General features: G+C 69.3%; 21 protein-coding genes. 8 read left to right on the top strand and 13 right to left on the bottom strand.

What is annotated here, in order from left to right; translation table 11 throughout:
- Positions 1–113 precede the first annotated feature (113 nt).
- Positions 114–1,922: a sulfoacetaldehyde acetyltransferase gene (gene xsc, locus ACFOSH_RS41820; protein ID WP_378246977.1), complete on the bottom strand. Its 1,809-nt coding sequence runs from the start codon at positions 1,920–1,922 to the stop codon at positions 114–116.
- A 144-nt stretch (positions 1,923–2,066) separates the two neighbouring features.
- Here xsc and ACFOSH_RS41825 point away from each other — a divergent pair, with 144 nt between their 5' ends.
- The 3 genes from ACFOSH_RS41825 to ACFOSH_RS41835 are packed head-to-tail and all read left to right on the top strand — an operon-like array spanning position 2,067 to position 5,494.
- Positions 2,067–2,867: an IclR family transcriptional regulator gene (locus tag ACFOSH_RS41825; RefSeq protein WP_378246979.1), complete on the top strand. Its 801-nt coding sequence runs from the start codon at positions 2,067–2,069 to the stop codon at positions 2,865–2,867.
- Between the two features lie 9 nt (positions 2,868–2,876).
- Positions 2,877–3,809 (top strand): AAA family ATPase, encoded by a 933-nt coding sequence (locus ACFOSH_RS41830; protein ID WP_378246981.1) that lies wholly within the window; start codon positions 2,877–2,879, stop codon positions 3,807–3,809.
- On the top strand, positions 3,806–5,494 hold the full coding sequence (locus tag ACFOSH_RS41835) for a cobaltochelatase CobT-related protein (protein ID WP_378246983.1): 1,689 nt from the start codon (positions 3,806–3,808) through the stop codon (positions 5,492–5,494). Before ACFOSH_RS41830 ends, ACFOSH_RS41835 begins: the two co-directional genes overlap by 4 nt.
- Here ACFOSH_RS41835 and ACFOSH_RS41840 read toward each other — a convergent pair.
- The gene (locus ACFOSH_RS41840) at positions 5,477–5,674 is read right to left on the bottom strand and encodes an antitoxin (protein WP_378246985.1); all 198 of its coding nucleotides are present in this window, start codon (positions 5,672–5,674) and stop codon (positions 5,477–5,479) included. The genes ACFOSH_RS41835 and ACFOSH_RS41840 overlap by 18 nt on opposite strands.
- Before the next feature lie 196 nt (positions 5,675–5,870).
- On the opposite strand from ACFOSH_RS41840, the gene ACFOSH_RS41845 reads away from it, so the two are divergent.
- Positions 5,871–6,527, top strand: coding sequence for an OmpA family protein (locus ACFOSH_RS41845; protein WP_378246987.1), 657 nt, complete (start codon positions 5,871–5,873; stop codon positions 6,525–6,527).
- On the top strand, positions 6,524–7,726 hold the full coding sequence (locus ACFOSH_RS41850) for a polysaccharide pyruvyl transferase family protein (protein ID WP_378246989.1): 1,203 nt from the start codon (positions 6,524–6,526) through the stop codon (positions 7,724–7,726). Before ACFOSH_RS41845 ends, ACFOSH_RS41850 begins: the two co-directional genes overlap by 4 nt.
- 98 nt (positions 7,727–7,824) lie before the next feature.
- Here the strand turns inward: ACFOSH_RS41850 and ACFOSH_RS41855 are convergent, their stop codons facing one another.
- The 5 genes from ACFOSH_RS41855 to ald form a co-directional block, all read right to left on the bottom strand.
- Complete coding sequence (locus ACFOSH_RS41855) at positions 7,825–9,264, bottom strand: sodium:solute symporter family protein (protein WP_378246991.1); 1,440 nt, start codon at positions 9,262–9,264, stop codon at positions 7,825–7,827.
- On the bottom strand, positions 9,264–9,479 hold the full coding sequence (locus tag ACFOSH_RS41860; RefSeq protein ID WP_378246993.1) for a DUF3311 domain-containing protein: 216 nt from the start codon (positions 9,477–9,479) through the stop codon (positions 9,264–9,266). The genes ACFOSH_RS41855 and ACFOSH_RS41860 overlap by 1 nt, the downstream gene beginning before the upstream one ends.
- A complete protein-coding gene (locus ACFOSH_RS41865; RefSeq protein WP_378246995.1) occupies positions 9,476–11,137 on the bottom strand; it encodes an amidohydrolase in 1,662 nt (553 codons plus the stop codon). Before ACFOSH_RS41865 ends, ACFOSH_RS41860 begins: the two co-directional genes overlap by 4 nt.
- A 111-nt stretch (positions 11,138–11,248) precedes the next feature.
- Entirely contained in the window at positions 11,249–12,712 is a 1,464-nt protein-coding gene (gene pdxR, locus ACFOSH_RS41870; RefSeq protein ID WP_378246997.1) for a MocR-like pyridoxine biosynthesis transcription factor PdxR, read from the bottom strand.
- 65 nt (positions 12,713–12,777) lie between these two features.
- Positions 12,778–13,881, bottom strand: coding sequence for an alanine dehydrogenase (gene ald, locus ACFOSH_RS41875; protein ID WP_378246999.1), 1,104 nt, complete (start codon positions 13,879–13,881; stop codon positions 12,778–12,780).
- 260 nt (positions 13,882–14,141) lie between these two features.
- Here ald and ACFOSH_RS41880 point away from each other — a divergent pair, with 260 nt between their 5' ends.
- Entirely contained in the window at positions 14,142–14,852 is a 711-nt protein-coding gene (locus ACFOSH_RS41880; protein ID WP_378247001.1) for a TSUP family transporter, read from the top strand.
- A gap of 68 nt (positions 14,853–14,920) precedes the next feature.
- On the opposite strand, the gene ACFOSH_RS41885 is transcribed toward ACFOSH_RS41880, so the two are convergent.
- From ACFOSH_RS41885 to ACFOSH_RS41905, 5 genes are all read right to left on the bottom strand, one after another.
- Entirely contained in the window at positions 14,921–16,705 is a 1,785-nt protein-coding gene (locus ACFOSH_RS41885) for an ABC transporter ATP-binding protein (RefSeq protein ID WP_378247003.1), read from the bottom strand.
- Positions 16,706–16,776: 71 nt separating this feature from the next.
- Entirely contained in the window at positions 16,777–17,196 is a 420-nt protein-coding gene (locus tag ACFOSH_RS41890) for a lasso peptide biosynthesis B2 protein (protein WP_378247005.1), read from the bottom strand.
- Positions 17,193–17,459, bottom strand: coding sequence for a PqqD family peptide modification chaperone (locus tag ACFOSH_RS41895; protein ID WP_378247007.1), 267 nt, complete (start codon positions 17,457–17,459; stop codon positions 17,193–17,195). Before ACFOSH_RS41895 ends, ACFOSH_RS41890 begins: the two co-directional genes overlap by 4 nt.
- Entirely contained in the window at positions 17,456–19,282 is a 1,827-nt protein-coding gene (locus ACFOSH_RS41900) for an asparagine synthase-related protein (RefSeq protein ID WP_378247009.1), read from the bottom strand. The genes ACFOSH_RS41895 and ACFOSH_RS41900 overlap by 4 nt, the downstream gene beginning before the upstream one ends.
- Before the next feature lie 100 nt (positions 19,283–19,382).
- Entirely contained in the window at positions 19,383–19,499 is a 117-nt protein-coding gene (locus ACFOSH_RS41905) for a lasso RiPP family leader peptide-containing protein (protein WP_005163738.1), read from the bottom strand.
- 456 nt (positions 19,500–19,955) lie between these two features.
- Here ACFOSH_RS41905 and ACFOSH_RS41910 point away from each other — a divergent pair, with 456 nt between their 5' ends.
- The gene (locus ACFOSH_RS41910) at positions 19,956–21,152 is read left to right on the top strand and encodes a hypothetical protein (RefSeq protein WP_378247012.1); all 1,197 of its coding nucleotides are present in this window, start codon (positions 19,956–19,958) and stop codon (positions 21,150–21,152) included.
- A gap of 62 nt (positions 21,153–21,214) precedes the next feature.
- On the opposite strand, the gene ACFOSH_RS41915 is transcribed toward ACFOSH_RS41910, so the two are convergent.
- Positions 21,215–24,196: an AfsR/SARP family transcriptional regulator gene (locus tag ACFOSH_RS41915; RefSeq protein ID WP_378247014.1), complete on the bottom strand. Its 2,982-nt coding sequence runs from the start codon at positions 24,194–24,196 to the stop codon at positions 21,215–21,217.
- A 194-nt stretch (positions 24,197–24,390) separates the two neighbouring features.
- On the opposite strand from ACFOSH_RS41915, the gene eno reads away from it, so the two are divergent.
- Entirely contained in the window at positions 24,391–25,674 is a 1,284-nt protein-coding gene (gene eno / locus ACFOSH_RS41920) for a phosphopyruvate hydratase (RefSeq protein WP_378247016.1), read from the top strand.
- Positions 25,675–25,845: the final 171 nt, after the last annotated feature.

Below are 25,845 nucleotides of genomic sequence, written 5' to 3' on the forward strand. Positions count from 1 at the left end.
CCCTGAGGCGACCGATCCCCACGGATCTCAAACAACACAACCCCTGAGACAAGTCAGGTGTTGCAACCACCACTAGAACCCAAGGGGAAGGGGGCCTTCACGCGTGAAACGACCTACACGTAGTCCTTGTACTTCTCCAGGAACCGCACGGGCTTGGACAGCGCGTCGCGACGGAACGGGTCGCCCAGCTCGCGGGTGCACATGATCTCGATGACGGTGGTCTTGCCCTCGTTCATCTGCGCCTCGACGGCGCGCCGCAGCGCGGGGCCGACCTCGTCGAGCTTCTCCACTACGACGCCTTCCGCGCCCATCGCCTTCGCGATCCCCGCGAAACTCTCGCTCTCCAGTTCACCCGCGACGAACCGGCGGTTGTAGAAGTCGACCTGGTTCTTCTTCTCCGCGCCCCACTGCCGGTTGTGGAACACCACCGCGGTGACCGGGATGTCGTGGCGGACCGCGGTCATGACCTCGCCCATGCTCATCCCCCAGGCGCCGTCACCGGCGTAGGAGATCGCGGGCCGGTCGGGCGCCGCGGCCTTGGCGCCGATGATGGTCGGCAGCGCGTAGCCACAGTTGCCGAAGCTCATCGGCGCGAAGAAGCTGCGCGGCTCCTCGAACCGCAGATAGCTGTTCGCGACCGAGTTGATGTTGCCGATGTCGGTCGACACCATCACCCGCGGCGGCATGGCCTTCTCCAGCTCCCGCAACACTTCCCGCGGGTGCAGCCAGTTGCCTTCCTCGGTCTCCTGCTCCTCGATCATGTCGAGGCTGAACGGGTCGTTCTCGTGGGTCCAGGCGTCGAGTTCGGCCTCCCACTCGTCCTTCTCCGCCTTCATCTTCGCCGCACGGACGTCCTTGGTGGCGTCGCACGCCAGCGTCCGGTCCGACAAGCGTTGGGTCAGCGCGACGGCCGCGTCCTTGGCGTCACCGCAGATGCCGACGGTGATCTTCTTGACCAGTCCGAGCATCTTGTGGTCCGCGTCGATCTGGATGATCTTCGCGTCCTTGGGCCAGTAGTCCATGCCGTGCTGCGGCAGCGTGCCGAACGGGCCGAGCCGCGAGCCGAGCGCGATCACGACGTCCGCCTGCGAGATCAGCTTCATCGCGGCCTTGGAACCCTGGTAACCCAGCGGCCCGCACCACTGCGGGTGGCTCGCCGGGAACGAGTCGTTGTGCAGGTAGCTGTTCACCACCGGCGCGCCGAGGCGTTCGGCGAGCGCCTTGCACTCCTCGACGCCGTCGGCCATCACCACTCCGCCGCCGGAGATGATCACCGGGAACTCCGCCGTGGCCAGCAGCGCGGCGGCTTCGTCGAGGCTCCGCTCCCCGCCGGGACCGCGGTCGAGCCGGACCGGCTCCGGGATCTCGGCCTCGATCTCGCCGTAGAAGTAGTCGCGCGGGATGTTGAGCTGCGTCGGGCCGAGTTCGGAGTGGGCCCGGTCGAAGCAGCGGCCGGTGTACTCCGCCATCCGCTTCGGATTGTTGACGTGCCCCTGGTACTTGGTGAACTCCTGGAACATGGGCAGCTGGTCGGCCTCCTGGAAGCCGCCGAGGCCGGTGCCCATCGTGCCCGCCTCCGGGGTCACGATGACGACCGGGCTGTGCGCCCAGAAGGCGGCCGCGATCGCGGTCACGCAGTTGCTGATACCAGGGCCGTTCTGGCCGATGACGACGCCGTGCCTGCCGCTCACCCGGGCGTAGCCGTCGGCCATGTGCCCGGCGCCCTGCTCGTGCACCACCGGTACCAGCCGGATGCCCGCCGGCGCGAAGATGTCCATCGCGTCCATGAACGCCGACCCCATGATGCCGAAGATGTCGGTGACGCCGTTGGCCACGAGCGTCTCGACGAAGGCCTCGGACGGGGTCATCTTCTTCCGGCCGCTGACGACCGTGCGGCCGTCACCCGTCTTCCGTTCCGTCATGTTCCGCTCCTTCGACAGGCGAGATTTACAAAAAACGATACGTGGCGTTCCTGAAATCAGGATGCGGTCGACGATAGGACGACTATCGCCCAGGGTCAACGTCGGATCCTGAAAATCGAGACGCCATGTGCTACTTTTCGGGACATGGAGCTGCTTCGCGAACCCGATCCGATCAACGGGGACACGCCGACCATCCGGCTGTTCTCCCTGCTCGAGCTGATCGCCGCCAAGGATCAGCTGGTCTCCCTGCAGGGCCTCGTCGAGGAGACAGGGTTGCCGAAACCGACGCTGCACCGCATGCTGCAGCAGCTCGAAGGCGCGAGCCTGCTCGTCCGCCAGGCCGACGGCCGCCACTACGGCACCGGTCACCGGCTGCGGCAGCTCGCGGAGAACCTGCTCCTCAACGCGACCCACCACGGCGCGCGGCACGCCGTCCTGCGCCATCTCGTCGACGAACTCGGCGAGAGCTGCAACGTGACCACCTTGTCGGGCAACGAAATCGTGTACCTCGACCGGGTGGAGACCCCGGAGCCGCTGCGGTTCTACCTCCGGCCCGGATCGCGCGTGCCGATCCACTGTTCGGCCAGCGGCAAGATGGTCCTCGCGCAGATGAGGCCGTCGCAGCGGCGGAAACTGCTCGCGCACGCGCCGCTCAAGCAGTACACGAACAAGACCCTCACCGACCTCGACGCGCTCGAGGCCGAGTTCACCCGCATCCGCCGCGACGGATTCGCCCTCGACGACGAGGAGTTCCTGCCCGGCTTGGTCTGCGTCGCGGTCCTCGTCCCGGGACGCGCCAACCTCTGCGTCGCCGTGCAGGCGCCCGTCATGCGGCTGACGCCGGACAAGGCACTGCAAACGCTCCCGGCGCTGCAGCGCGCGGCCGAGGCGATCAGCCGCGTCGACGCCGAGGGCGGGTCCGATGCGGAAAGTGTTCCGTCGTAAGGAGTTCTCATGGTCCCCGAGCTTCGGCTCCCGGTGCGCGACGTCTTCGGCATCGATTCGGATCTCGTCGTCGGCGCGTTCCGCGAACGCGACGAGCACGTACCCGAGATCGACGAGGCGTACCGCTTCAACCCGGACGTGACGCTGGCCCTGCTCGCCGGGTTCGCCCGCGACCGCCGCGTGCTGGTGCAGGGCCTGCACGGCACCGGGAAGTCCACCCACATCGAGCAGGTCGCCGCGCGGCTCAACTGGCCGTGCGTGCGCGTCAACCTGGACGGCCACCTCAACCGCCTCGACCTCGTCGGCCGTGACACCGTCGTGCTGCGCGAGGGCAAACAGGTCACAGAGTTCCAGGAGGGCATCCTCCCGTGGGCGTTGCAACGACCGGTCGCGCTGGTGCTCGACGAATACGACGCCGGCCGCCCGGACGTCATGTTCGTGCTCCAGCGGATCCTCGAACGCGACGGCAAGTTCACCCTCACCGACCAGAACCGGGTCCTGCGCCCGCATCCGTCCTTCCGGCTGTTCGCCACCGCCAACACCGTCGGGCTCGGCAACCTCAACGGGCTCTACCACGGCGCGCAGCGGCTGAACCACGCGCAGATCGACCGCTGGAACATCGTGGCGTCGCTGAACTACCTGCCCGCCGCCGAGGAGATCGCGATCGTGCGGGCGAGGGTGCCCGGCGTTCCCGAAGAGCTCGCGGCGTCTTTGGTCGCGGTGGCCGCCTTGACCCGCAAGGGTTTCCAGGCCGGTGATCTGTCCACTTTGATGTCCCCGCGCACGGTGATCACCTGGGCGGAGAACATCGAGATCTTCGGCGATCCGGCGACGGCGTTCCAGCTGTCCTTCGTGAACAAATGCGACGAGGCCGAGCACGCCATCGTGGCGGAGTACTTCCAACGGTGCTTCGACGACGAACTCCACCTGCTCTCGGCATGACCTCGGGGCAGGCGGAAACCCGGCGCCGCGATCAGGTCGAGGAGCTGTGCGCGGCCGCTGTCCGGGCGCTCAGCGGCGATCCGGCACTGCACTTCCGGGCAAGGCGGCTGCATCGGGGACGCGAACCGCTGCCCCTGCACGCGCCGCATCTGCTTCAGTCCGCCGAAGACGATCTGCTGTCCTCACGCGGGATCGCGGACGGGATGGCGCTGCGCCTGACAGCCTCGGACGCCGCCCTGCACCGGAGCCTGCGCCCCGAGGATCCGGCCGAATGCGGGATTTTCGAGCTGCTGGAACAGTTCCGCGTCGAGTCGCTCCCGCCCGCGGAGCTGCCGGGGATGCGGCGGAACCTGCGCCGTCGCCATCTCCGCTGGTCGCTGGAGTTCCACCGATCCGGGCTGACCGAGACCGCCCGCGGCCTGCTGCTGTACACGGTCGCGCAGATCTGCCGGTCGCGGATCACCGGCGAACCTGTGGTCGAGGAGACCGAGGACCTCATCGAGGCGACCAGGTTCGCGCTGGCGCCGTCGCTCGGCCACGACCTCGCCGGGCTGCGGCGGCACCGGCAGGACCAGGCGGCGTTCGCCGGGCACGCGCTGGGGATCGCCCGGACGATCGGCGGCCTGCTCACCGCGACCGACAGCGAGGCCGAGGACGACGGCGATCCCACCGACCCGCGGTTCAGCCTGGTGATCGACTTCGACGCTAGCCTCGGCGAGCAGATCCCCTCCGCGACCGCCGGAACCAGCCGGACCTTGGGTGAATCCGGTGCGGCGTACCGGGTTTACACCACCGCGTACGACCGGGAACGGCGGGCGTCGGACTTGGTGCGCCCAGGGCTGCTGCCCGAACTCCGCGAACGGCTCGACCGGTGTATCGGCAGGCAGGGCGTCAGCCCTGGGCGGCTGGCGCGCGACCTCAAGACGGTACTCGCGGAGCCCGCGCGCGACGGCTGGGACGGCGGCCAGGAGGAAGGCCACCTCGACGGCCGCACCTTGGCACAGCTCATCAGCTCCCCCACCGAACGGCGGATCTTCCGCACCGAACGGATCGAACCGGTGGCGGACACGCTCGTGACGTTCCTGATCGACTGCTCGGGTTCGATGACGGCGCACGCGGAACCCGTCGCCACGCTGGTCGACCTCTTCGCGCGCTCGATCGAACTGGCCGGCGCGAGCTGTGAAGTGCTCGGCTTCACGACCGGCGGCTGGAACGGGGGCAAGCCCGGACGGGAGTGGAGGCGAGCGGGACGGCCGCGGCATCCCGGCAGGCTCAACGAACGGCTCCACCTCGTGTTCAAGGACGCCGAAACCCCGTGGCGCCGGGCACGTCCGGATCTCGCGGCCCTGCTGAAAGCCGATCTCTTCCGGGAGGGGATCGACGGTGAGGCGGTGGCCTGGGCCTGCGACCGGATGCGCGCGCGAACGGAAGCGCGCCGGATCCTGCTCGTCCTCTCCGACGGCAGTCCGATGGACAGCGCGACGAGCCTGGCGAACGATCCGCACTACCTGGACGAGCATCTGCGGGAAACCGTGCTGCGACAGGAAAACACGGTCGAGATCCGCGGGGTCGGCGTCGGGCTCGACCTCAGCCCTTTCTACCGCCGCTCCCGGGTTCTCGACACTTCGGTCACGTCGGGGTACGCCCCGTTCCGTGACGTCCTCGGATTACTGACCCGGGGGTGAGTCCTGCTGCTGGTCGCCCTGCTGCTGGTCACCGGAGTCGCCGAGAAAGCCCTTCGCCTTGTCGGCGGCTGTGTCGATCTTGTCGGAGTGTTCACCGAAGCGGGATTTGGCGAAATCGGCGGCCTTGTCGACGTGCTCCCCGCTCACTTTGTCCTTCATGCCTTCGAAGTCGATACCCATGCGAACTCCTCTGGAGGTCGATTTCCGGAACGCCGGAATTCCGGCGCGTACATCCATCAAAGGTCATTCACGCCGTCCTGCAACTTGAGCCGGACGGTTGGGTGAGTCTTCGCGACTTCACCTCATTTACCCTTTCCAGATAAGGAAAACAGCCTCGACCACCGCAAAGGTGCGGCGGCCGAGGTCGCCCACTCGGGTGGACTTGACGTCCGGTCGCCCGATCACCGTTGGCGCTTTTCGCTCTTTCGTGTTCGTATGCCTGGCGTCAGCCAAAGCGGAGACGGCCAAAGGGAGTTCGAACTTCATGCGCAGGAAAATTGCCCGGACGGTAACGGGCGTGGCGATCGTGGCCGGTCTGGTCGCCGCGTGCGGCTCCGAGGGCGAAAACGGTGCGTCGGGAACATCTGGCGCGAATGGAACCGCTTCAAGCGGGGCAGCCGCGTCGTCGGCCGACGCCGGCGCCCCGGCTTCTTCGGGAGCGGGCACCGGGGACGCGGGGCAGGCAGGCGGCGAAGCGGCCCAGAAGGTGACGGCGGCGATCCAGAAGGCGCTCCAGCAGTCACCGATCATGTTCACCACGGAAAGCGCCGAGCTGTCCGAGAAGAGCAAGTCGGCGCTCGGCGAGATCGCCAAGGCCATGCAGGGCAACGACGTCAAGGTCGCCGTGGCCACCCACGCGGGTTACCCCGACGCGGAAAAGTCCAAGGCGCTCTCCGAAAAGCGCGCGGAAGCGATCGCCACCACTCTCGAAGGAGCGGGTGTGGCCAAGGATCGCGTCAAGAGCGAAGCGACCGGTAATGAGAAGGCGCAGGGCGACAAGGCGTTGGACACGCAGATCACCGTCGCCCAGTGACCTTCGACGGGCCCCGCCGCCGTCATTATCTGGTCGGCCCCAGCGGCTTTCCCAATTTCGGCGACGAGCTGATCGCGGCGACGTGGTTGCGGTATCTGGCGCGGACCGAGCCGGAGGCCGACGTCTGGCTCGACACCCACTCGCCGGGGCCCGCGCAACTGCTGCTGAACGATCTGCACCCGCGTCTGCGCTGCACGGACACCCTGTGGCGGCTGTGCGGTGAGGCACCGTCGGACGATCCGTGGGAAGTGGCGCGCTGGGTACAGTCGGCGGTGGACGACCCCGGGCTCGCGCCGCGGTGGGACGCGGGCATCGCCCTGCTCGGCCGGACCGACGTGGTGCACCTGATCGGCGGCGGCTACCTCAACGCGCTGTGGCCGCGGCACGTCGGACTGATCGCGGGCGCCGCGGCCGCCGCCCGGCGGTCGGGCGCCCGCACGGCCATGACCGGGCAGGGCCTGACGCCTTTCCCGCCCGGTGCCACCGACCTGCTCCGGTCTCTCGCCGACCGCTTCGATGTCGTCGACGTCCGCGACGATCCGTCCGCCGAACTGCTCCCCGGGGTCGCCCGGACGTGCGACGACGTCTTCCTCGAACCGCCCGAGCAGTCGCCCTCCGCACCGGCGCGCGAATTCGTGCTGTGCGTCCAGTCCGACATCGGCGCCTTCGAGCCGTCCGTGCTGGCCGCCCAGGTGCTGGGCTTGCTGCGTTCGTGGGAGGTGCACCCCGGGCAACTCGCGGTCGTCGAAGGGATCCCCCGGATCGACCGCGCCGTTCCGGCGTTGCTGGAACACGAACTCGCCGGCGCGGAATTCCATCCGTTCCGCGACATCTGGCGCCATGGTCTGCCGTTGGCGCCCGGGCAGACCTGGATCTCCAGCCGCTACCACCTGCACCTGGTCGCCGCGGCGGCCGGCGCGGCAGGTCTCGCGGTCAGCGTGTCGCGCGGGTACTACACGACCAAGCACCAAAGCCTGATCGACCTCGGCTCGGGATGGACGTCGTACGACGCCGAAGCGGGCGGGATACCGGACCGGCCGACCGGTACGGGGTTCCCGCCGCACGTCGTCCGGCGGTGCCGGGAGTTGAAACTTTCGGTGGCCAAGGCGGTGTACGGGAGTCAGGTGGCCGAGGAAGCCGCGGCACCTGCTCCGGCGCGACGTCTCGCCTTGCGTTCGTGGCGGGCGCGATCGAGCTAGCCGGATCATGCGTGCTTGGAGCCGGATCTCGCGTGTTTGGAGGCGGATGACCTGCGGTGCGAGACTTCCGTCTCCAGACACGCGAGATCCGCCTTCAATCACGTACTCGGTGACGGCACCGCCGCAGCGACCGGGGCGTTCTCCGCCGACAGCGCCACCGGCACCCGCGCCTTGTCCGGCGCCGCCAGGCTCCAGACCGCCACCACGGCCACGTTCAGCCCCATCGAAACCAGACCCGCGTTGAACCCGCCGAACGTCGCACCGGTGACGTAAAGGACGATCGCGGCGAGCACTCCGGTGATCATCCCGGCGGCCACCGCGGCCGTCCGCACCCGGCGCACGAACAGGATCGCGAGCCAGCCGGGGACGACCTGGGCCAGCAGGTTGTAGGTCAGGTTCAGGATCGTGAGCATCAATGTCGAGGCGACGAGGGTCAGGACCGCCGCCAGGACAAGGAAGCTCGCCACCGCGACGACCGTCCACCGTCGTTGCGCCGTGGCCGGGATGTTCGGCGCGAGGTTGCGGCAGACCATGCCACCGATGGTGAGCGCGGTCGCGGCCAGCACCAGCACGCCGGAGAGCGCGGCGCCGGCGGCGACGAGGCCGAGCAGCCAGTCGGGCAGCAAACCCTTGGCTGTCACCATGAACACCGTGTTCGGGTTCTTCAGGTCCGGATGCGCGCGCACGCCGTAGTACGCGGCCAGCACGAGGAACGGGTAGATCAGCATGTACAGCGGCATCCACACGGTCGAGCTCTTCACCGCGCGTTCGGACCGGGCCGGGAACACATACGCGCCACCGAAACCGAGGTAGAACACGATGCTCTGGAAGAGGATCGTCGTCATCGCGAACGTCAGTTCCGAGCCGCCCATGGTGGTCTGTACCGCGCTGAGCACCTCGGGTCCGCTGACCTTCGCGGTGCCTCCGGCGGCGACCACGACCGCCACGCCCACGAGCACGACGCCGACCAGCATGAACAGATCCTTGAGGATCGAAACGAACGCGGGCGACCGCACCCCGGAGACGGCGATGTAGACGAACGCCACGATGCCCGCCAGCACCACGCACTGCACGGGATCCAGCCGCAGCCCCAGATTGCTGAGCACCACCTGGAGACCGATGAACTGGTACTGCCCCCACGGGACCAGCGCGATCAGCATCGTGACACAGGTGATCAGCTCCAGCCGCCTGCTGTCGAAATGCCGTCCGAACACGTCGGGCACGGTCATCGCGTCGTACCGTTTCGCCGCCCGCCACACCAGCGGGGCCAGGAAATAGCCCAGCGAGTACGCGAGCAGGATGTAGCCGAGGAACCAGATGCCGTAGCTCGCGCCGTGCGCGTAGATCCCGCTCGGGAACCCGATCATCGTCCCGATGCTGTACACCTCGCCGACCGCGAGGAAGTACACCAGCCACGCCGGGAACGAGCGGCCGCCGACCAGGAACTCGGAGATCCCGCCACCGCGGGTGGACCGGCCGACCCACACCGCGAGCCCGATCGAGCCCGCCATCACCACCGCCACGATCGCGATCAGCATCAGTCGTCCTCCGGGTAGTGGGCGCGGTCGAAGAAACGCCAGCTGATCCACAGGCACAGGGTGGTCAGCGGGCAGCAGCAGAACACCCAGAAGAACAGCACCGGGATGCCCAGTACCGACGCCGTCGATCCCGACAGCACCAGAATTCCTGCCAACAGGGCGAAAGCGGGGACGAACAGTCCGATGAGGACACTCGGCCAGCTGCGGATCATCATGGTGCTCCCGCCGTCTCGCGCCGCCAGACGACCTCGCCGCCGCTGACGGTGGCGTCCACGGTCAGCTCGCGGATCCGGTCGGCGTCGACCGTGGTGGGATCGCCGGACAGCACCGCGAGATCGGCGAGCTTCCCGATCTCCAGGCTGCCCTTGAGGTTCTCCTCGCCCGCCAGATAGGCGGCGTCGATCGTGTAGCCACGCAAAGCGGCATCGACATCGACAGCCTGTTCGGGGCCGAGCACCTTGCCCTGTCTGGTGGTCCGGCGCACGGCGCACCAGATCCCCTCCAGTGGCGGCACCGGCGTCACCGGGGTGTCCGAATGCAGTCCGAAGTGGATTCCGCGCGAGCGGGCCGAGACCAGCGGGCTGATCCGGCGCGCCCGCTCGGGGCCGAGGAAGACGTCGCGATGCCGGTCTCCCCAGTAGTAGACGTGTTTGACGAAGAACGACGCGAGGACGTCGTGGGCGGCCATCCGGTCCAGCTGGTCTTCGCGCACCGTCTGGCAGTGTTCGATCCGGTGCCGCCTGCCGGTTCCCGTCGGCGAACCCAGCCGCGAGTAGCCGTCGATGATCGCGTCGATCGCCGCGTCCCCGTTGCCGTGCACGGCGACCTGCCAGCCCGCCGCGTCGAGCGCGGCGATCCGGCGGCCGAGATCGGCGGGTTCGAGCAGCATCATGCCGTGCTCGTCCGGGTCGCAGGTGTAGCCCTCCGCGAGGCAGCCGGTCTTGCCCTGGATCGACCCGTCCGCGACGATCTTCACGCCCGTCATCGCGAACTTGTCGGTCACGCCGCCGGTGTCCGGCGCTTCCGGCCTTCCTTCGTCCAGGCCGGGAACCAGGCCGTCGAACAGGTAGCCGCGCACCCGGACGCGTAGTTTCCCGGCCCGCCGCAGCAGCGCGTACGCCTCCAGTTCCGCCGCTCCGCCGATGAGTCCGATGCCGGTGTCGTGCACGGAGGTCACGCCGTTGGCGAGGTACTCCTCGTCCGCCAGGAGCAGGGCTTCGGCCAGTTCTCCCGCGCTCTGCCCGGGCAGCCGCGACGTGACCAGGAAGGCCGCCGTCTCGACGAGCACCCCGGTCGGCTCGCCCCGGGCGTCACGCACGATGAGCCCGCCCGGCGGGTCCGGTGTCTCGGCGGTGATCCCGACTTCGCGCAGGGCGAGCGAGTTCGCGGTGCAGAAGTGCCCGGAAACGTGGGTCAGCACAACGGGATTGCGGCCGGCGACGGGATCGAGGTCCGCCCGCGTCGGATGGCGGCCGTCGGCGAGCAGCGTGTCGTCGTACCGGAAACCCCGGATCCACTCCCCCGGCCCGAGATCCTTGGCCGCCTGGGCGACCCTGCCGACGATGTCGGCGATGGTGTCGTTGGGCGGGCTGCCGGCGTCGACCGGCGCGGCCAGTGTCATCCCGAAGAACGCCGGATGGTTGTGGGATTCGACGAAACCGGGGATCACCGTGCGCTCGGCGAGGTCGAGCACCGTGGTCTCCGGGCCGATCAGCCGGGAGATCTCACGTTCGGAACCCAGCGCGGTGATCCGGCCGCCGCTCGCGGCCAGCGCGCGGACCCGTCTCCCCGCCGGATCCAGGGTGAGCACGGTGCCCCCGAGCGCGACGAATTCGGCGGCACTACGGGGATCTTCTGGAAGGGACTGCACCACACGGACCTCCTGGCGACGTGTCCTGGCTCACGAAGGATCCCCAGACAGTGCGATACATCTGGCCGCCTGAACAGGTCCAGAACGCTCCGGTGCGGTGGTACCAGTTGGCCGTCAGCCGCCGAGGAGGTCGCGGCAAGCCTCGCCGAGCAGGCGGATACCGGGGTCGATGTCGCGCAACGGCACCGCCGCGAAGCCGATCCGGAAATGGTTGCGCGGCGGGTCGTCCCCGACGAAGAAGATGTCACCGGGCTCGATCAGGACACCGTCGCGCTCGGCGCGCTCCATCAGCGCCCGGCAGTCCAGTTCGGACGGTCCGGTCATCCAGAGACTGACCCCGCCCGGCGGATACGCCGTCTGTGCCCACGGCAGATGCTCGGCGACCGCGGCGCAGGTCGCCTCCCATTTCCGCATCAGTTTCGTGCGGTACCGCCGCAGGGACCGGTGGTACTCGCCGCTGTCGATGAGCAGCGCCAGCGCGCGCTGGAGGTGACCGGGCGGATGCCGCAGCACGTACCGCCGGATCTCCCGCAGCTCCCGCACCAGTTCGCGCGGTCCGACGAGATAGCCCAGCCGCAGGCCTGGTGAGAGGAACTTGGAGAAGGTACCGAGGTAGATCGCGTCGCCGGTGCCGTCGAGCGCCTTGAGCGCGGGGGTCGGGCTGCCGTGGTACCGGAATTCGCTGTCGTAGTCGTCCTCGACGAGCACCGTGCCCGCGCTCGCGGCCAGGCCGAGCAGCCGTCGGCGGCGGCCGATGCTCAACGTCGCGTTCGTCGGATGGTGGTGGCTCGGGGTGAGGTAGAGCAGATCGACGCCGTCGAGGGTTTCCGGCGGGCGCAGGCCGCTCTGATCGACGTCGACGCCGCGCAACCCGGCCCCGGTGCGGAGGAAGATGTGCCGGGCGTCGAGGTACCCCGGGTTCTCCATCGCGACGACGCTGTCCGGCCCGAGCAGCGCGCGGCCGAGCAGGTCGAGCCCCTGCTGCGAGCCGACGGTGATCAGCACCTCGGACGGATCGGCCTCGATCCCCCGCGCGGTGAGCAGCTGACGGCAGATCAGGTCGACCAGCATCGGGTCGTCCGAGCCGACGCTGTCCTGCAGGCTCGGGAACACGTGCGGCCGGTACAGCGCGTCACGCAGGCAGCGGGTCCACGACCGCGCCGGGAAGGCGGTGACGTCCACCTGCCCGGCGAGGAACGGGTACGGGTAGGTGTGCCAGTCCACGCGTTTCTCGACGTGCGGCACCCCGGCGTCCGGATACCGGCGCACCCGCTTGCTCCAGTCGATGGACGGGCTGGTGCCGCGCTCCTGCACCGCGCAGTGCGGCCGCATCTCCGCGTTGATGAACAGCCCGCTGCGCTCCCGGCTCTCCACGAACCCCTCGGCGACCAGCTCCTGGTAGGCGAGGTTGATCGTGTTGCGGGAGACGCTGAGTTCGGCGGCCAGCTCACGCGAGCTCGGCAGCCGGTGAGCGGGGTCGAACGTGCCGATCGCGATGCCGTGCTCGATGGCGCGCCGGACCTGCCGGTAGAGCGGTTCGGCGGACGTCCGGTCGATTTCGATCAGCGTTCGCGGCAACGGCACCTCCCTCACGGCGACGGGGCCGGGGTCTGAACCTAGCTCCAGATCCCGGCCCGCACCACCTAGCCGAACGCGACCGAGTCGATCCCGAGCGCCTCGCCGACCGGCGCGGACGTCAGCCGCCCGTCCACCGTGCTGACCCCGCCACGCAGCTCCGGGCACCGTGCGACGGCCGCGGACAGGCCGTTGTTCGCCAGCTCCAGCGCGTAGGGCAGCGTGACGTTCGTCAGCGCGTACGTCGAGGTGTGCGGGACCGCGCCGGGCATGTTGGCGACGCAATAGAACACCGAGTCGTGCACGGCGAACGTCGGCTCCGCGTGCGTCGTCGGCCGCGTGTCCTCGAAGCAGCCGCCCTGGTCGACGGAGATGTCGACGAGCACGCTGCCCGGCTTCATCCGGGACACGAGCTCGTTCGACACCAGGCTGGGCGCCTTGGCACCGGGTACGAGCACCGCGCCGATCACGAGGTCGGCGTCGACCACGGCCTCCGCGATCGAGAAGGCGTTCGCCGCGGCGGTGCGGATCCGGCCCTGGTACATCCGGTCGGCGGCACGGAGCTTGTCCACGTTCTTGTCGAACAGGACGACGTCGGCCCAGGTCCCGGCCGCGCCGGCGACCGCGTTCATCCCCGCCACACCGGCGCCGAGCACGACCACCCGCGCCGGGGCCACCCCGGAGACCCCGCCGATGAGCACCCCGCGGCCGCCGTTGGCGCGCATCAGCGTCTGCGCGCCGACCTGCGGGGCCAGCCGTCCGGCGACCTCGCTCATCGGGAACAGCAGGGGCAGTGAACCGTCCGGCAGCTGCACCGTCTCGTAGGCCACCGACGTCGTGCCGGCGTCCAGCAGCGCCCGCGTGCACGCCTCGCTCGCGGCGAGGTGCAGGTAGGTGAACAGCAGCTGGTCGCGCCGCAGGCGGTGGTACTCCTCGGCGATCGGCTCCTTGACCTTGAGCACGAGTTCGCCGGTCGCCCAGACGTCGTCGGCGCTGTCCAGCACCTTCGCCCCCGCCGCGGCGTAGTCCTCGTCGCGGAGGGAAGACCCTTCCCCGGCCCCGCGCTCGACGAACACCTCATGCCCGGCCGAGGTGAACTCGTGCACGCCCGCGGGTGTCACCGCGACCCGGTACTCGTGGTTCTTGACTTCACGAGGGACACCGATCTTCATCTCACGCTCCCGTCTGTTCCAAAAGGCAGTGACGCTGAGCGTGCGGCACGACTGGAACGGCCAGAAGGGCCAGAATCCGCGCGATCGAGGGGTCCAGTTCGTGGAAGACACGTCGTGAGTGAACAGTGTCGTTAGAACGACCCAAAACACTCACGACCCCTGATTCGGCACTGTCCGATAGCTGGTCATAGCGGTGGGCTATGACGTCCTCGTCCGGCACCGGCTACCGTCCCGTCCCGCGTCCGGTCCACAGTGGCCGGGTGGGAACCCTGGCCATGACCTCGCTTGCGGCGGCGGCCGGGGTCGTCGCCCAGCGCCTTTCCGGTATGGGGCTTTCCCTGCTGTGCGTCCCGTTCCTGGCGCTGGCGCTGGGCCCGCTCGACGCCGTCCGGCTCACCCTGCTACTCGGCTTCCCGGTCTATCTCGCGGTCGCGATCACCCACTGGCGGGCGATCAGGTGGGCGCAGGTCGCCTGGCTGACGGTGCCCGCGGTGGTGTTCACCCCGGTAGTCGCGCTCGTGGTCCGCGGCGTTCCCGAACGTCCGCTGCTGCTCGCGGCGGGTGGGTGCTGCGTCCTCGCCGTCGGCGTGCTGGCGAGCGGGATCACCAGCAGACGACTGGCGGGCCGGACGGGTGCCGTCGGCGCGGGTGTGCTGAGCGCGGCGATGAACTCCGTCGCCGGGCTCTCCGGGCCCGCCGTGGCGGTGTACGGGGCGAGCGCGGGCTGGGGCGCGGACGAGACGCGCGGAACGCTGTCGATCTACTTCTTCCTGCTCGGCCTGGTCGCGCTGCCCAGTCTCGGCTGGGTGGAGGTGCCCGTGAGCGTGCTCGTCTCGGTCGCGGGCGCCGCCCTCGCCGGTGACCTGCTGGGACGGGCGCTGAGCCGCCGGGTCGGCGAACGCTCCGTCCGCTGGTCCGTCCTCCTGCTTTCGGCGGCGGGTGGCGCGCTGACGCTGGCGCAGGCGGTCTGAACGACTGGTGCGCCCGGTGAGGCGTCGGTACAGGCGGTCGTGAGGGGTAAGTGACGTTCTAGCGTCACTTACCCCTCACGACCCGAGTACGGCCCGATCGCCTCGACGCGCCCGTGGTTCAGCAGGACGGTCTTGTCGGCCGCCTGGATCGTGGACGGCCGGTGCGCGATCACCAGCAGCGTGCATTCGGCGGTGATGTGCTCGATGGTGCGGGCCAGGACCGCTTCGTTCGCCGCGTCCAGCTGTGAGGTCGGTTCGTCGAGCAGCAGCAGCTGCGGACGTGGCAGCAGGGCCCGCGCGATGGCGACCCGTTGCTGCTCACCGCCGGAGAGGGCGCTGCCGTGCTCACCCACCGGGGTGTCGAGGCCTTGCGGTAACCGGCGGACGAGACCTTCCAGACTGGCCAGTTCGACGGCACGGTCGATCTCGGCGGCTTCGGCCCCGGGTTTGGCGTAGACGATGTTCTCGCGCAGGGAGCCGTGCATGACCGGTGCGCTCTGCTCGACCAAGCTGATCGCCTCGCGGCACTCGTCGACGGACATCTCGTGGGTGCTGTCCCGTCCACCCAGGAGGATGTGCCCGGTCTGCGGATCGTGGAAGCGGGCTATCAGCGCGAAAATCGTCGACTTGCCCGCGCCGGACGGGCCGACCAGCGCGACGTGACTGTTGCGTTCGACGCTGAACGACACCTCCCGCAACACCGGACGGTCGGGTTCGTAGGAGAACCCCACCTCACGGAATTCGATCGCCGGGGTCTCGGTGTCCGGAGAGTTCTCGAGGGCGCGGGGGCGGGTGGTCGCCGGCCGCGTGTTTTCCTCGTCCTCGGTGGGAATCCGCGTGATGTCGTCGACTCGCTGCAGGGCGGCCAACCCTCGTTGCAGCGTGGCGAAGACGTCGAACATGTTCGCCATCGGCGTGGCGATATAGGTGACGTAGAGCAGAAAACCGACGAGATCGGCCAGCGAGGTCCCGCCGCCGGCCACCCGCAGTCCGCCCACCACGAGCACGGTGATCATGGCGCCGTGCACGGCGAGGGTCATCGCCGGATTGACGACGGCGTTGCGTTTGACGGCCTGCAGGCTGCTCGCATAGGCCTCCCGGGCGAGGCGGCCGATGCGGTCCTTCTCGCGGCCTTCGGCGCGCATCACGCGCACGGTCCGGATGGCGATGAGCGCACGTTCCAGTTCGGCGCTCATCCCGCCGAGGTTGTCCTGCGCGTCTTCCACCGAGGTGCGGATTCCCGACAGCAGCAGCATGGTCAGGCCACCGATCGTGCCGACGATCGCGGCCACGATGAGGAACATCATGGCGTCCAGCCAGATCATCATCGCGATGCCGCCGATGATGATGAACACGCCGACGGTGGCCTCGACGAGGTCGTACGCCAGTGAATCGCGCAGCAGGGTGGTGTCGCTGGTGGTGCGGGTGAGCAGGTCACCGAGGCGGTGCTGCTGGTAGCGGCGCATCGGCCAGCGCAGCAGCCTGTCGACGATGCGCAACCTCAGCCCCAGGACGATGCTCTCGCCGGTGCGTTCGAGCATGTAATGACTGAAGGCGGTGATGACGGCTTCGGCCAGGAACACCAAGCCCAGCAAGGTCAGCAGCAGCGCGTAAGGGCGGCTGCCGGAGAACGCGTCGATGGTTTTGGTCGCCAGCAAGGGCTGTGCCAGACCGGTCAGGCCGCCGAGCAGTGCCAATCCCATCGCCCCGGCGATCGGCAGCCGATGGCCGCGGGTGATCCGGACGAGTTCGCGCCAATTCACCCGCACTTTCTCGTCGGTCTCCGGCTCCTGATCTTCCTCGTCCACATCGGCGTTCCGATCGGCGCGACCGGACTGGACCTCGGTGACCATGCAGGCTCCCTGATGCCTTGTCGATATCTGTCGGGATTCCCGGATTCGATGGTATCCACCGGGCGAAACCGCTAGCGGTGACGTGGTTCGACCGTCATCAGCGGACGGAAGGCCAGTATCTGCTCCCCCTCGTCCACGGCACGGCCTTCGGCCTCGACCCACGCGTGCGCGCCGAACGGTCCGGTGCGCACCCCGACCCGCCACGTCGGCCACCGGCCCCGCAGCCGGCACAGCAGCGCGGTGGCGATCGACCGGGGCAGACAGCCTTTGCCGGCACAGGTCAGGCTGACCGTGATGACGGCCGACCGCGCCGCCCGCGCCTGCCCGTAGGTGGCCGGAACCGCGCCCCGGCGCAGCACCGACAGCAGACGGCGGATCCGGCGGGGCGGGAGATGGGACATCGGCAGTGCGACGGCGACCGCCAGCCGGGCCGCCAACCGGACGAGCAACGGCGGCCGATCGGCGGCGAACAGCGTCTCCGGCGAGCTCACGACCGGGTCACCAGCCCGGCCGACACCAGCTGCTCGACGAGTTCCCTGACGTCGAGCAACGCCTGCTCCACGCCGGTCGGCGCGCCATCGGGGACCAGGGCGCGGGCGATGACCTGCTCGTCGGCGTCCGCGAGCCCCATCCGCAAGGTCGTGAAGCCGCTGAGATTGAGTTGCCAGTATTCGCCGGAGCGCTCGTCGAGAAGCACACCGCCACCGTCTTCGCCCTCGGTCAGCGACACGTCGTCGCGCAGCCGCAAGGTCATGAGGCACTCCCCGGGGTGGAGTCCGCGGTGACCGGCTGTTCCAGATCGCGCAGCCACCGCTCGCAGCTGAGGGTGATGGAAAGGGCGTACGGGGTGAACAGCCGCATCCGGAAGCTGGTGCAGATCTCGCGCACCGTGCCTGGGTCTATCAAACCCAACCGGCCGAGCCGCGATTCGTCGCACAACGCGGCCAGCCGGCCCGCGTTGGCGCGCAAGCCGTCGTGCTCGACGTTGGAGCCCTCGGCTTTCGTCGAGCGCGCCAGGCACCGTTCGGGCACGATGCCCCGCATCGCTTCCGCCAGAAGGGGTTTGTACTGCCAGGGAGTGCGGCGTTCATGCGCGCGAGCCGCCATGCAGGCCTGGATCACCGCGTCGTCCAGGTACGGCGAGGTCACGCGGATTCCTTCCGCCGCGTACAGCGGTGTCGTCGCCCGCACCAGGCTCGCGCAGAGGCGGATTCCCCAGATCGTGTGGTGAGCCGTCCAGTTGTGCCCGTGCTGACGGGCTTTTTCCGCTTCTTCCCGAAGCAGGCCCCGGGCGAGGTCGACCGCTTCGGCCGTGGCCCATGGCGGCAGTTGCACGAGGTTGGACGCACCCTCGTCGTCCAGTGGCGAGGCCACGATGCCGCGAGCGCGTTTCGCCAGCCAGACCGGATAGTCGCTCCGCCGTTCCAGGGCGTACTTGGCGATATCGCGCCATTTCCAATGCTCCAGCGCCCGGTACGCACGCAGTCGCCGCAACGCGGTCAACGGCCGGGCGCGCAGCAGTTCGAACACGCCTGCCGCGCCGCCCATCAAGGTCTCGTCGCCGCCGTCACCGGTCAAGTGGACCTGCGACCCCGCCGCGGCCGCCCTCGCTGCCAGCGCGCGATACATGGGGCGGTCCTCAACGCCGGGAAACGGCTCTTCCGTCGGCGGGAAGCGGTCGAGGACGTCGCTGTAATGGGCGGGCAGTTCAGCGCGGCGAACCTTGATCCGGCGCAGCTTCGGCAGGTGCTCGGCGGCCAGATCCGCCCACAGGGGGTCGTCGTCGCCGACGTCCATGGCGAGCTGGGTGACAGCGGTCAGGGGACGGCCTCCGCGCGAGGCCAGAAAGCACAAGGTGGTGGAATCCAGGCCACCGGAGAGATCCGCGGTCACCGTCAGGCCCGTGTCCAGCCGGGTCTGCACCGCGTCGGCCAGCGCCACCCGCAGCGCCTCGGCCGCCTCAGCCAGCGGCAGGTCGTCGAGGGGCGGTTCCCAGCGCCGCCGGATCCGGAAGCGCCCGTCAGGGAAGAGGAGCAGGCAGGAGTCCTCGTCCACCGCGTGTATTCCCTGCCAGAGCGGCGAGTTCACGGTGTGGAGCGGGACCTCCGACAGCAGGAACCGCAGCACCAGCCGCGACCGGTCGATGTCGGCTCCGACCAGCTCGGCCAGCACGTCCGCGCGAGTCGACGCCACGGTCACCCCGCCCACAGAGGCATGAAACACCCGGCGGAAACCCGACAGGCTGCCCTGGATCCGGCTGGTGCCGCCCAAGGTGGCCAGAAGATGGAAACTGCCTGCCAGCGGGAGATCGTCCAGCGTTGACACGTCACCGGCCCGCTCCGCGAGCTTCGACAGCTTCTCGGCTGTGGCCGAACAGAACCCGAGGGCCGCGACGGACCCCGCGTCTCCGGCGGAACCGACCCGCAGGTCGACCGGATCCCAGCGGCCGATCAGCCAGGGCCTGCCCGAAGGATGGTCGACTCGCCGCGGTGCCGGGCCGAGCCCGGCGACGACCGCGGCGGCATCCGGATGGTCGGGAAGCGCGATCAGCCACTCCCCCGCATGAGCATTGTTCACCGTCAAGGCCGCCCCGTTCGAAACCGATCCCGAAATACACGCGGCGGCGTGATATCCCGACTTGCGGATATCGCGCCACCACGCGCCTGACAGCGACTTATCAGAGCAGAACGTGGCGAGGACGACGACGTCCCGCCTTGTCCTTCTTGGCCGGACGGCTGTGCTTCGTCAGCCGCTCGAAAGAACCGAGTTTGAGCAGGGTCGGCTTCGAATACATGTGCACACCTCCTTTCCGATTCCTTGTTCCCTTTCCCCGCGTCCGCCGTGTCGGACACGTTGCGGTACAACCACTTGGCCCGAGTTTTGCTCCAGCCTCCCCGTGGCCGAGTACCGACATGGCCTGTGTACCGAGACAGGGAAGTCGCTGTCAAGGAATCCCAGAAGGACACCCCGAGACAATCGGGACGTCGATGGATTTCGCAGGACCCGGCCCGACGGACAACGAATATTCCAGGCCATTTTCACGCAGTGGCGAGCAGCCTGTCGATAATTCCCCCGGGAGCGTTCCTCGACCTTCGAAGACATCGATGTCGATCGCGACGAAGATGTAGCAAGGAATCCGGGACCGGGGTGCCTCCCCCGGCGCCGGGCTGTCGGCCACTGCGGTTCCACAACATTCCCGCAAGTGGGTGGACCTAGCTTTCACCAGGTCTCAACCACTTACGGAGGACAGATGATCACGACAGGCAGGAGAAACAGCGCCGGTCCCGCGGCCAGGCCGCGGAACCGGCGCCGGATACTGGTCAGGACGCTGGCGGGGGTGGCCATGTCCGCCCTGGTCGCCCTCACGGCACCGGGAACGGCCCTCGCCGACGCGGCGCCGCTGGATCCGGACGTCACCTTCAACAGCACCCCGGTGATCGACCCGTCGGGACTGTTCATGGTCTCCCGCGGGCTGGACAAGACCATCCTGTACAGCCCGGGAACGCCCAGTACCAACGGCTACGCGGACTTCCGTTCCCTCGGCCAGCAGATCATCGGCGACCCGACGGGCGTCACCGCGCCCGAAGGCGCGCAGATCTTCGCCAGGAACACCGACAACCAGGCGATCACCAGCCTGGTCGTCTCGTACAACTTCCCGACCGCCTTCGAGGTCATTCCCGGGCTGCGGATCTCCAGCGAGGTCACCGCGGTCAAGATCCCCGCCCGGGGCTCCCGGCTGCCGATGATCCGGATCTTCGCCCGTGACATGGACACCGGCCGGGTCTTCACCAATCTGCTCGTCCAGGGTGCGCCGCAGGGCTGGTCCGACCTCGGCCTCTACGCCACCAGCGAGCTTTCGGCGGCTGTCGTCGATTCTCCGGGCCTCGACATCAGCATCCGGCTCGTCGTGCGAGGCGTGGTCAACCGGTTGTACTCGACGGTCATCGACAACACCACCGGGTCGATCCCCGGCTGGACACAGCTCGGCGACCTGTTCACCACCGGCAACCCGACGCTCGTCAACGAGGGCGCCATGTTCACCTTCCGGGGCAACGAGGTGTTCACCCGCCAATCGGGCAGCAACGCCATCTTCACCTGGAACTTCAACGCCCCGGGCTGGGTCAATCTGGGCGGTATCGCCACCAGCGACATCGCCGTCTCCATCGCCAAGGACACCGGGCTGCAGTTCTACCACCGGGGCACCAACCTCCGTACCTACCTGAACCGGCGCCCACCCGGGTCGAACCGGTTCGGCGGGTACATCGACCTCGGCGGCAAATCCTTCGGCAACCCCGCCGCGAGCGGCGGGACGGCGACGCCCACCCGGACGGTGGCCGATCAGTTCATCGTGAGAGGCACCGACAACCGGTTGTACAGCCGGATCCAGACCAACTTCGTCGGCGGCTTCACGGCCTTCTTCGCCTTCGGAGGACCACAGCACGGCTGACCACCAAGATCGTTTCGCGCGTGAAGTCCCCCTTCCCTCGGCTCAGCCGAGGGAAGGGGCCTTCACGCGCTGTCCTCCGGCCTCGGCCCTTGCTCGGGATGGTCGGCCAGTTCCTTTCGGATCAGGTCGGCGGTGGGCAGGCCGAGGTCGCGATAGATCGCGAAGGCGTCGGTGTAGTGCCGTTGTGCGGTGGGGAGGTCGCCGATGTCGGCGGCGGCTCTGGCGAGACCGTGGTGAGCCCGGGCTTCTTGTTCTCGCGCACCGGTTCGGCCGGCGAGGTGCACCGCCGCGGCGTGCTGCGTGCGGGCGGCGGCGGGGTCGCCATCGGCGCGGCACGCTTCGCCGAGCCCGTTGAGTGCCCAGGTTTCGCCGTCGCGGTCGCCATGGGTGGTGAACAGGTCGAGGGCGCGGCGGTGATGTTCGGCCGCGCTGCCGGGCCGTCCGAGGAGTGTGTGGGTCCTGCCGAGACCGTCGATGGCCCAGGCTTCGCTTCCGAGATGGCCGACGGCGCGGAACAGTTCCACGGCTTCGGTGTGCAGGGTGAGGGCGTCGCTCAGGTGGCCGCGGGTGAGGGCGATCTCGGCGAATCCGAGTTTGGCCCACGCCTGCCCGAAGTGGTGGCCCGCCCGCTCGTGCAACGCCATCGCATGCTCCAGATTGGTCACCGCTGCGGCGTGCCCGATCCGGGCTTGGGTGGCGCCGAGCCTGGTCAGGACGTGCGCCTGGGCCACCAGGTCGGTGTCATGGCGAAACAGGGCCAGCGCACGGGAATAGTGGTCGATGGCGGGCCGGTACCGTCCCGCGCGTTCTTCGACCATGCCGACGGCGGCCACGGCCCGGCCCTGCGACGACAGGTCGCCGATCTCCTTGAACAGGGTGGACGCGGCCCGCAGGTGCGCCACGGCCTCGTCGGCCCGGCCCGCCTGGAGATGGACGCCGCCGAGCGCGTGGAGGGCGGTCGCTTCGCCGACGCGGTCGCCGGTGGTGTGGGCGGCGGCGCGCGCGTGATCGTGGATGGAGATGGCGACGATCTCGTTGCGCCCGTCGAGGTAGCGGAACAACAACCGGGACAACGTCACCGCGGCCTCGGGCCGGCCGTGCGTCGCGGCGTGCGCGGCCAGAGCCGGCATCGTGGCGAGTTCGGCGGCCAGCCAATCCCGCGCGTCGTCGGCGCCGGGGAACCCGGGCACCGGGCTCGCCGCTGCGGGGACCGACGGCCTGCGGCGGGCTTCGCCGGGGTAGAGCCGGTCCATCGCCGCGGCGATGGTGGCGAGGTAGTAGGCGTAGACGCGGTCGAGCGCGGCACGCTCGTCGACGCTGCCGGTTTCCGCCGCGTATGCCTTGAGCAGGTCGTGCATGAGGTACCGGTCCACGCCAGCCGGTTGCACGAGGTGCGCGCGGACGAGGGTGTTCAGCAGGGTGTGGGCCGTCTCGAGCGGCTGTCCGCCGAGCGCGGCCACGACGTGGACGTCGAAGGTCCGGGCGGGGTGGCGGCCGAGCACGGCGAAGGCGGCGGCGGCCTGGTCACTCAGGTGCCGCGACGACCACGAGAACACCGCACGGATGGCGGCCCGCTGGTCGTCTCCGCCGCTCAGCACGTCGAGGGTGCGCTGAGCCTCGCTGAGTTCGGCGACCAGCCGGGACAGCGGGACCGCGGGCCGGGACACGGCGAGCTCGGCCGCGAGGCGCAGGGTCAGCGGCAGCCGCACACACCGCTCGGCGAGCGCGGCGGCCTCCCCGGGTTCGGCGTCCACCCGCCGCCCGACCAGGCGCCTGAGCAAGGTGACCGCGTCGGCGAGTGGAAGCTGGTCCACGGTGACCCGGTGCGCGCCGTGCAGCGCCACGAGACCGGTGAGCGAGTCGCGGCTGGTCACCACGACGGCGCAGGTGCCGGTGCCGGGCAGCAGCGCGCGGACCTGCTCGACCGACGCCGCGTTGTCCAGCACCACCAGCATCCGCCGTCCGTCGAGCTCGGTGCGGAACCGGGCGGCGCGTTCGGTCGCGCCGAGCGGCACCTCCGCGCCGCCGGGCAGCAACGCGGTCAGGAACGCGGCGAGCGCGTCCTCGGGCGGCACCGGTTGCTCCGGCGCGTACCCGCGCAGATCCAGGTACAGCTGCCCGTCCGGGAACCGGTCACGCACCCGATGGCCCCAGTGCACGACCGTCGCCGTCTTGCCCGCCCCGGCCGTGCCGGTCAAGCAGACGATCACCGGCTCGTCACCCACTCGGTCCGCCAGTCTGTCCAGCTCGGCGATCTCGCCGTCCCGGCCGGTGAACTCGGTGACATCGGCGGGCAGTTGCGCGGGTACGACCGGCCGTCCCGGCTCCCGCGGTGAAAGGTCGTGGCGCAGCACGGCTTCGTACACCGCGGCCAGCTCCGGACCGGGATCGACACCGAGTTCGTCACGCAGTGCCCGGCGGATCCGTTCGTGCAGGGCAAGGGCGTCGGCCGCCCGGCCCACCGCGTACAGCGCGCGCATCAGCACCGCCGTGGCCCCCTCGTGCAGAGGATGCTCCCCGAGCAGCTCGGTCAGCCGACCGATCGTGGCGGCCGCCTTGCCTTCCTGGATCTCGGCCGTCGCCCAGGCCACCACGGCGGCCTCGTGTTCCTGGCTCAGGGTGCTGCGGGTGCGCTCGGCCCATTCCCCCGGCAGCCCGGCCAGCGGCTCGCCCCGCCACAGGCGCAGCGCCTCGGCCAGCGCGGCACGGTCGCCGTCCCGCACCGCGCTCCGGAACCGGAACACGTCGACCTGGCCGGGGCCGATGTCCAGCCGGTAACCACCGGCGTCCCGCACGAGCCGCGCGCTCCCCGGCTCGGCCTGCTCCAGCACCCGCCGGATGCGCGCGATGTGCGCCTGCAGGGAACGGCGAACCTGGTTGGGCGGCGCCTCGCCCCAGACCCGGGTCACCAGTGTGTCGACACCGACCGTCCGCCCGGCATCGAGCAGCAGCACCGCCAGAATCTGCTGCTGACGTGGCTCGCCGACCGCGAACACCCGCTCGCCCGCCCGCAGCGTGATCGATCCCAGAACCTGGAATTCCACTCCGACCCCTAGCGCTCCCGAGGCATCGTAAAGCCGCTAATCGTTCACGCAGGCCTGGTCAGGGCACGGGATCGATTCAGTGGATTTCTGCTAGCCTCGCGGATGTCTCGCGGCTCGCTGGGGGCCGCGCACCGCAGCCAGGCCGCCGTGGCCGTTCCGGCACGGCGTTCCGGCGCGACTCATCGAGGAGCAAAATGACCGCGATCATCCGCGTCCACGGCCGTCAGATCCTCGACAGCCGGGGCAACCCGACCGTCGAAGTCGAGGTCGAACTCGCGGACGGCTCGCTCGGCCAGGCCGCCGTACCGTCGGGCGCCTCCACCGGGACCAAGGAAGCCGTCGAACTGCGCGACGGGGACGAGACCCGCTTCCACGGCAAGGGTGTCCGCAAAGCCGTCGACGCCGTCAACACCGAGATCGCCGAGGCCATCGTCGGGCGCGACGCGGAAGCGCAGGCCGACGTCGACCGCGCGCTGATCGCGCTGGACGGCACCGAGAACAAGGCCCGGCTCGGCGCCAACGCCACACTCGGCGTCTCGCTCGCCGTGGCCAAGGCCGCCGCGGCCGCGAAGCGACTTCCGTTGTACCGCTACGTCGGCGGCGTGTTCGCGCATCTGCTGCCGATGCCGATGATGAACATCATCAACGGCGGCGCGCACGCGGACAACCCGATCGACTTCCAGGAGTTCATGATCGGCCCGCTCGGCGCCGAGACCTTCGCCGAAGCCGTCCGGATGGGCTCGGAGGTGTTCCACACCCTGCGCGCCTCGCTGCACGAAGCCGGGCACGGTACCAACGTCGGCGACGAAGGCGGCTTCGCGCCGAACCTCAGCTCCGCCGACGAAGCACTCGAATTCGTGCTGCGCGCGATCGAGAAGTCCGGTTACACCCCCGGCGAGGACATCGCCCTGCTGCTCGACCCGGCCGCGTCCGAGTTCTACACCGGCGACGTCTACGACTACACGGGCGAAGGACGCAAGCGCAGCGTCGAGGAGCACGTGGCCTACCTCGCCGACCTCACCTCGCGCTACCCCATCGTGTCCATTGAGGACGGTGTCGCCCAGGACGACTTCACCGGCTGGAAGCAGCTCACCGACACCATCGGCGACCGCGTCCAGCTCGTCGGCGACGATGTGTTCTGCACCAACGTGAACCTGCTCAACGACGGTATCGAGCGTGGCATCGCGAACTCGATCCTGGTCAAGGTCAACCAGATCGGCACGCTCACCGAAACCCTCACCACGGTCGAGACCGCGCACAAGGCGGGCTACTCCGTGGTGATGTCGCACCGCTCCGGCGAAACCGAGGACACCACCATCGCCGACCTCGCCGTCGCCACCAACTGCGGCCAGATCAAGACCGGCTCGCTGTCGCGCTCCGACCGCACGGCCAAGTACAACCAGCTCATCCGCATCGAAGAGAAGCTCGGCACCGAGGCCCGCTACGCCGGCGCTACCACCCTCAAGGGCCGCCACTGACGAATCGGCCCAGCCGGCCGCAAGACGGTTCCGTTGAGGGTTAAGGCAAGGTGTGGCATTGGGGACGCTCAGCTTGGATCCACCGGTGTTGATGTGGTGTTTGGGGTGTGTCTGGGTACGCAAATGCCCTCTGGCTTGGGATGATTGTTCTTGCGACGGAACAAAAACCAG

It is taken from the genome of Amycolatopsis speibonae (assembly GCF_042647925.1).
In the GTDB taxonomy this organism is placed as follows: domain Bacteria; phylum Actinomycetota; class Actinomycetes; order Mycobacteriales; family Pseudonocardiaceae; genus Amycolatopsis; species Amycolatopsis speibonae.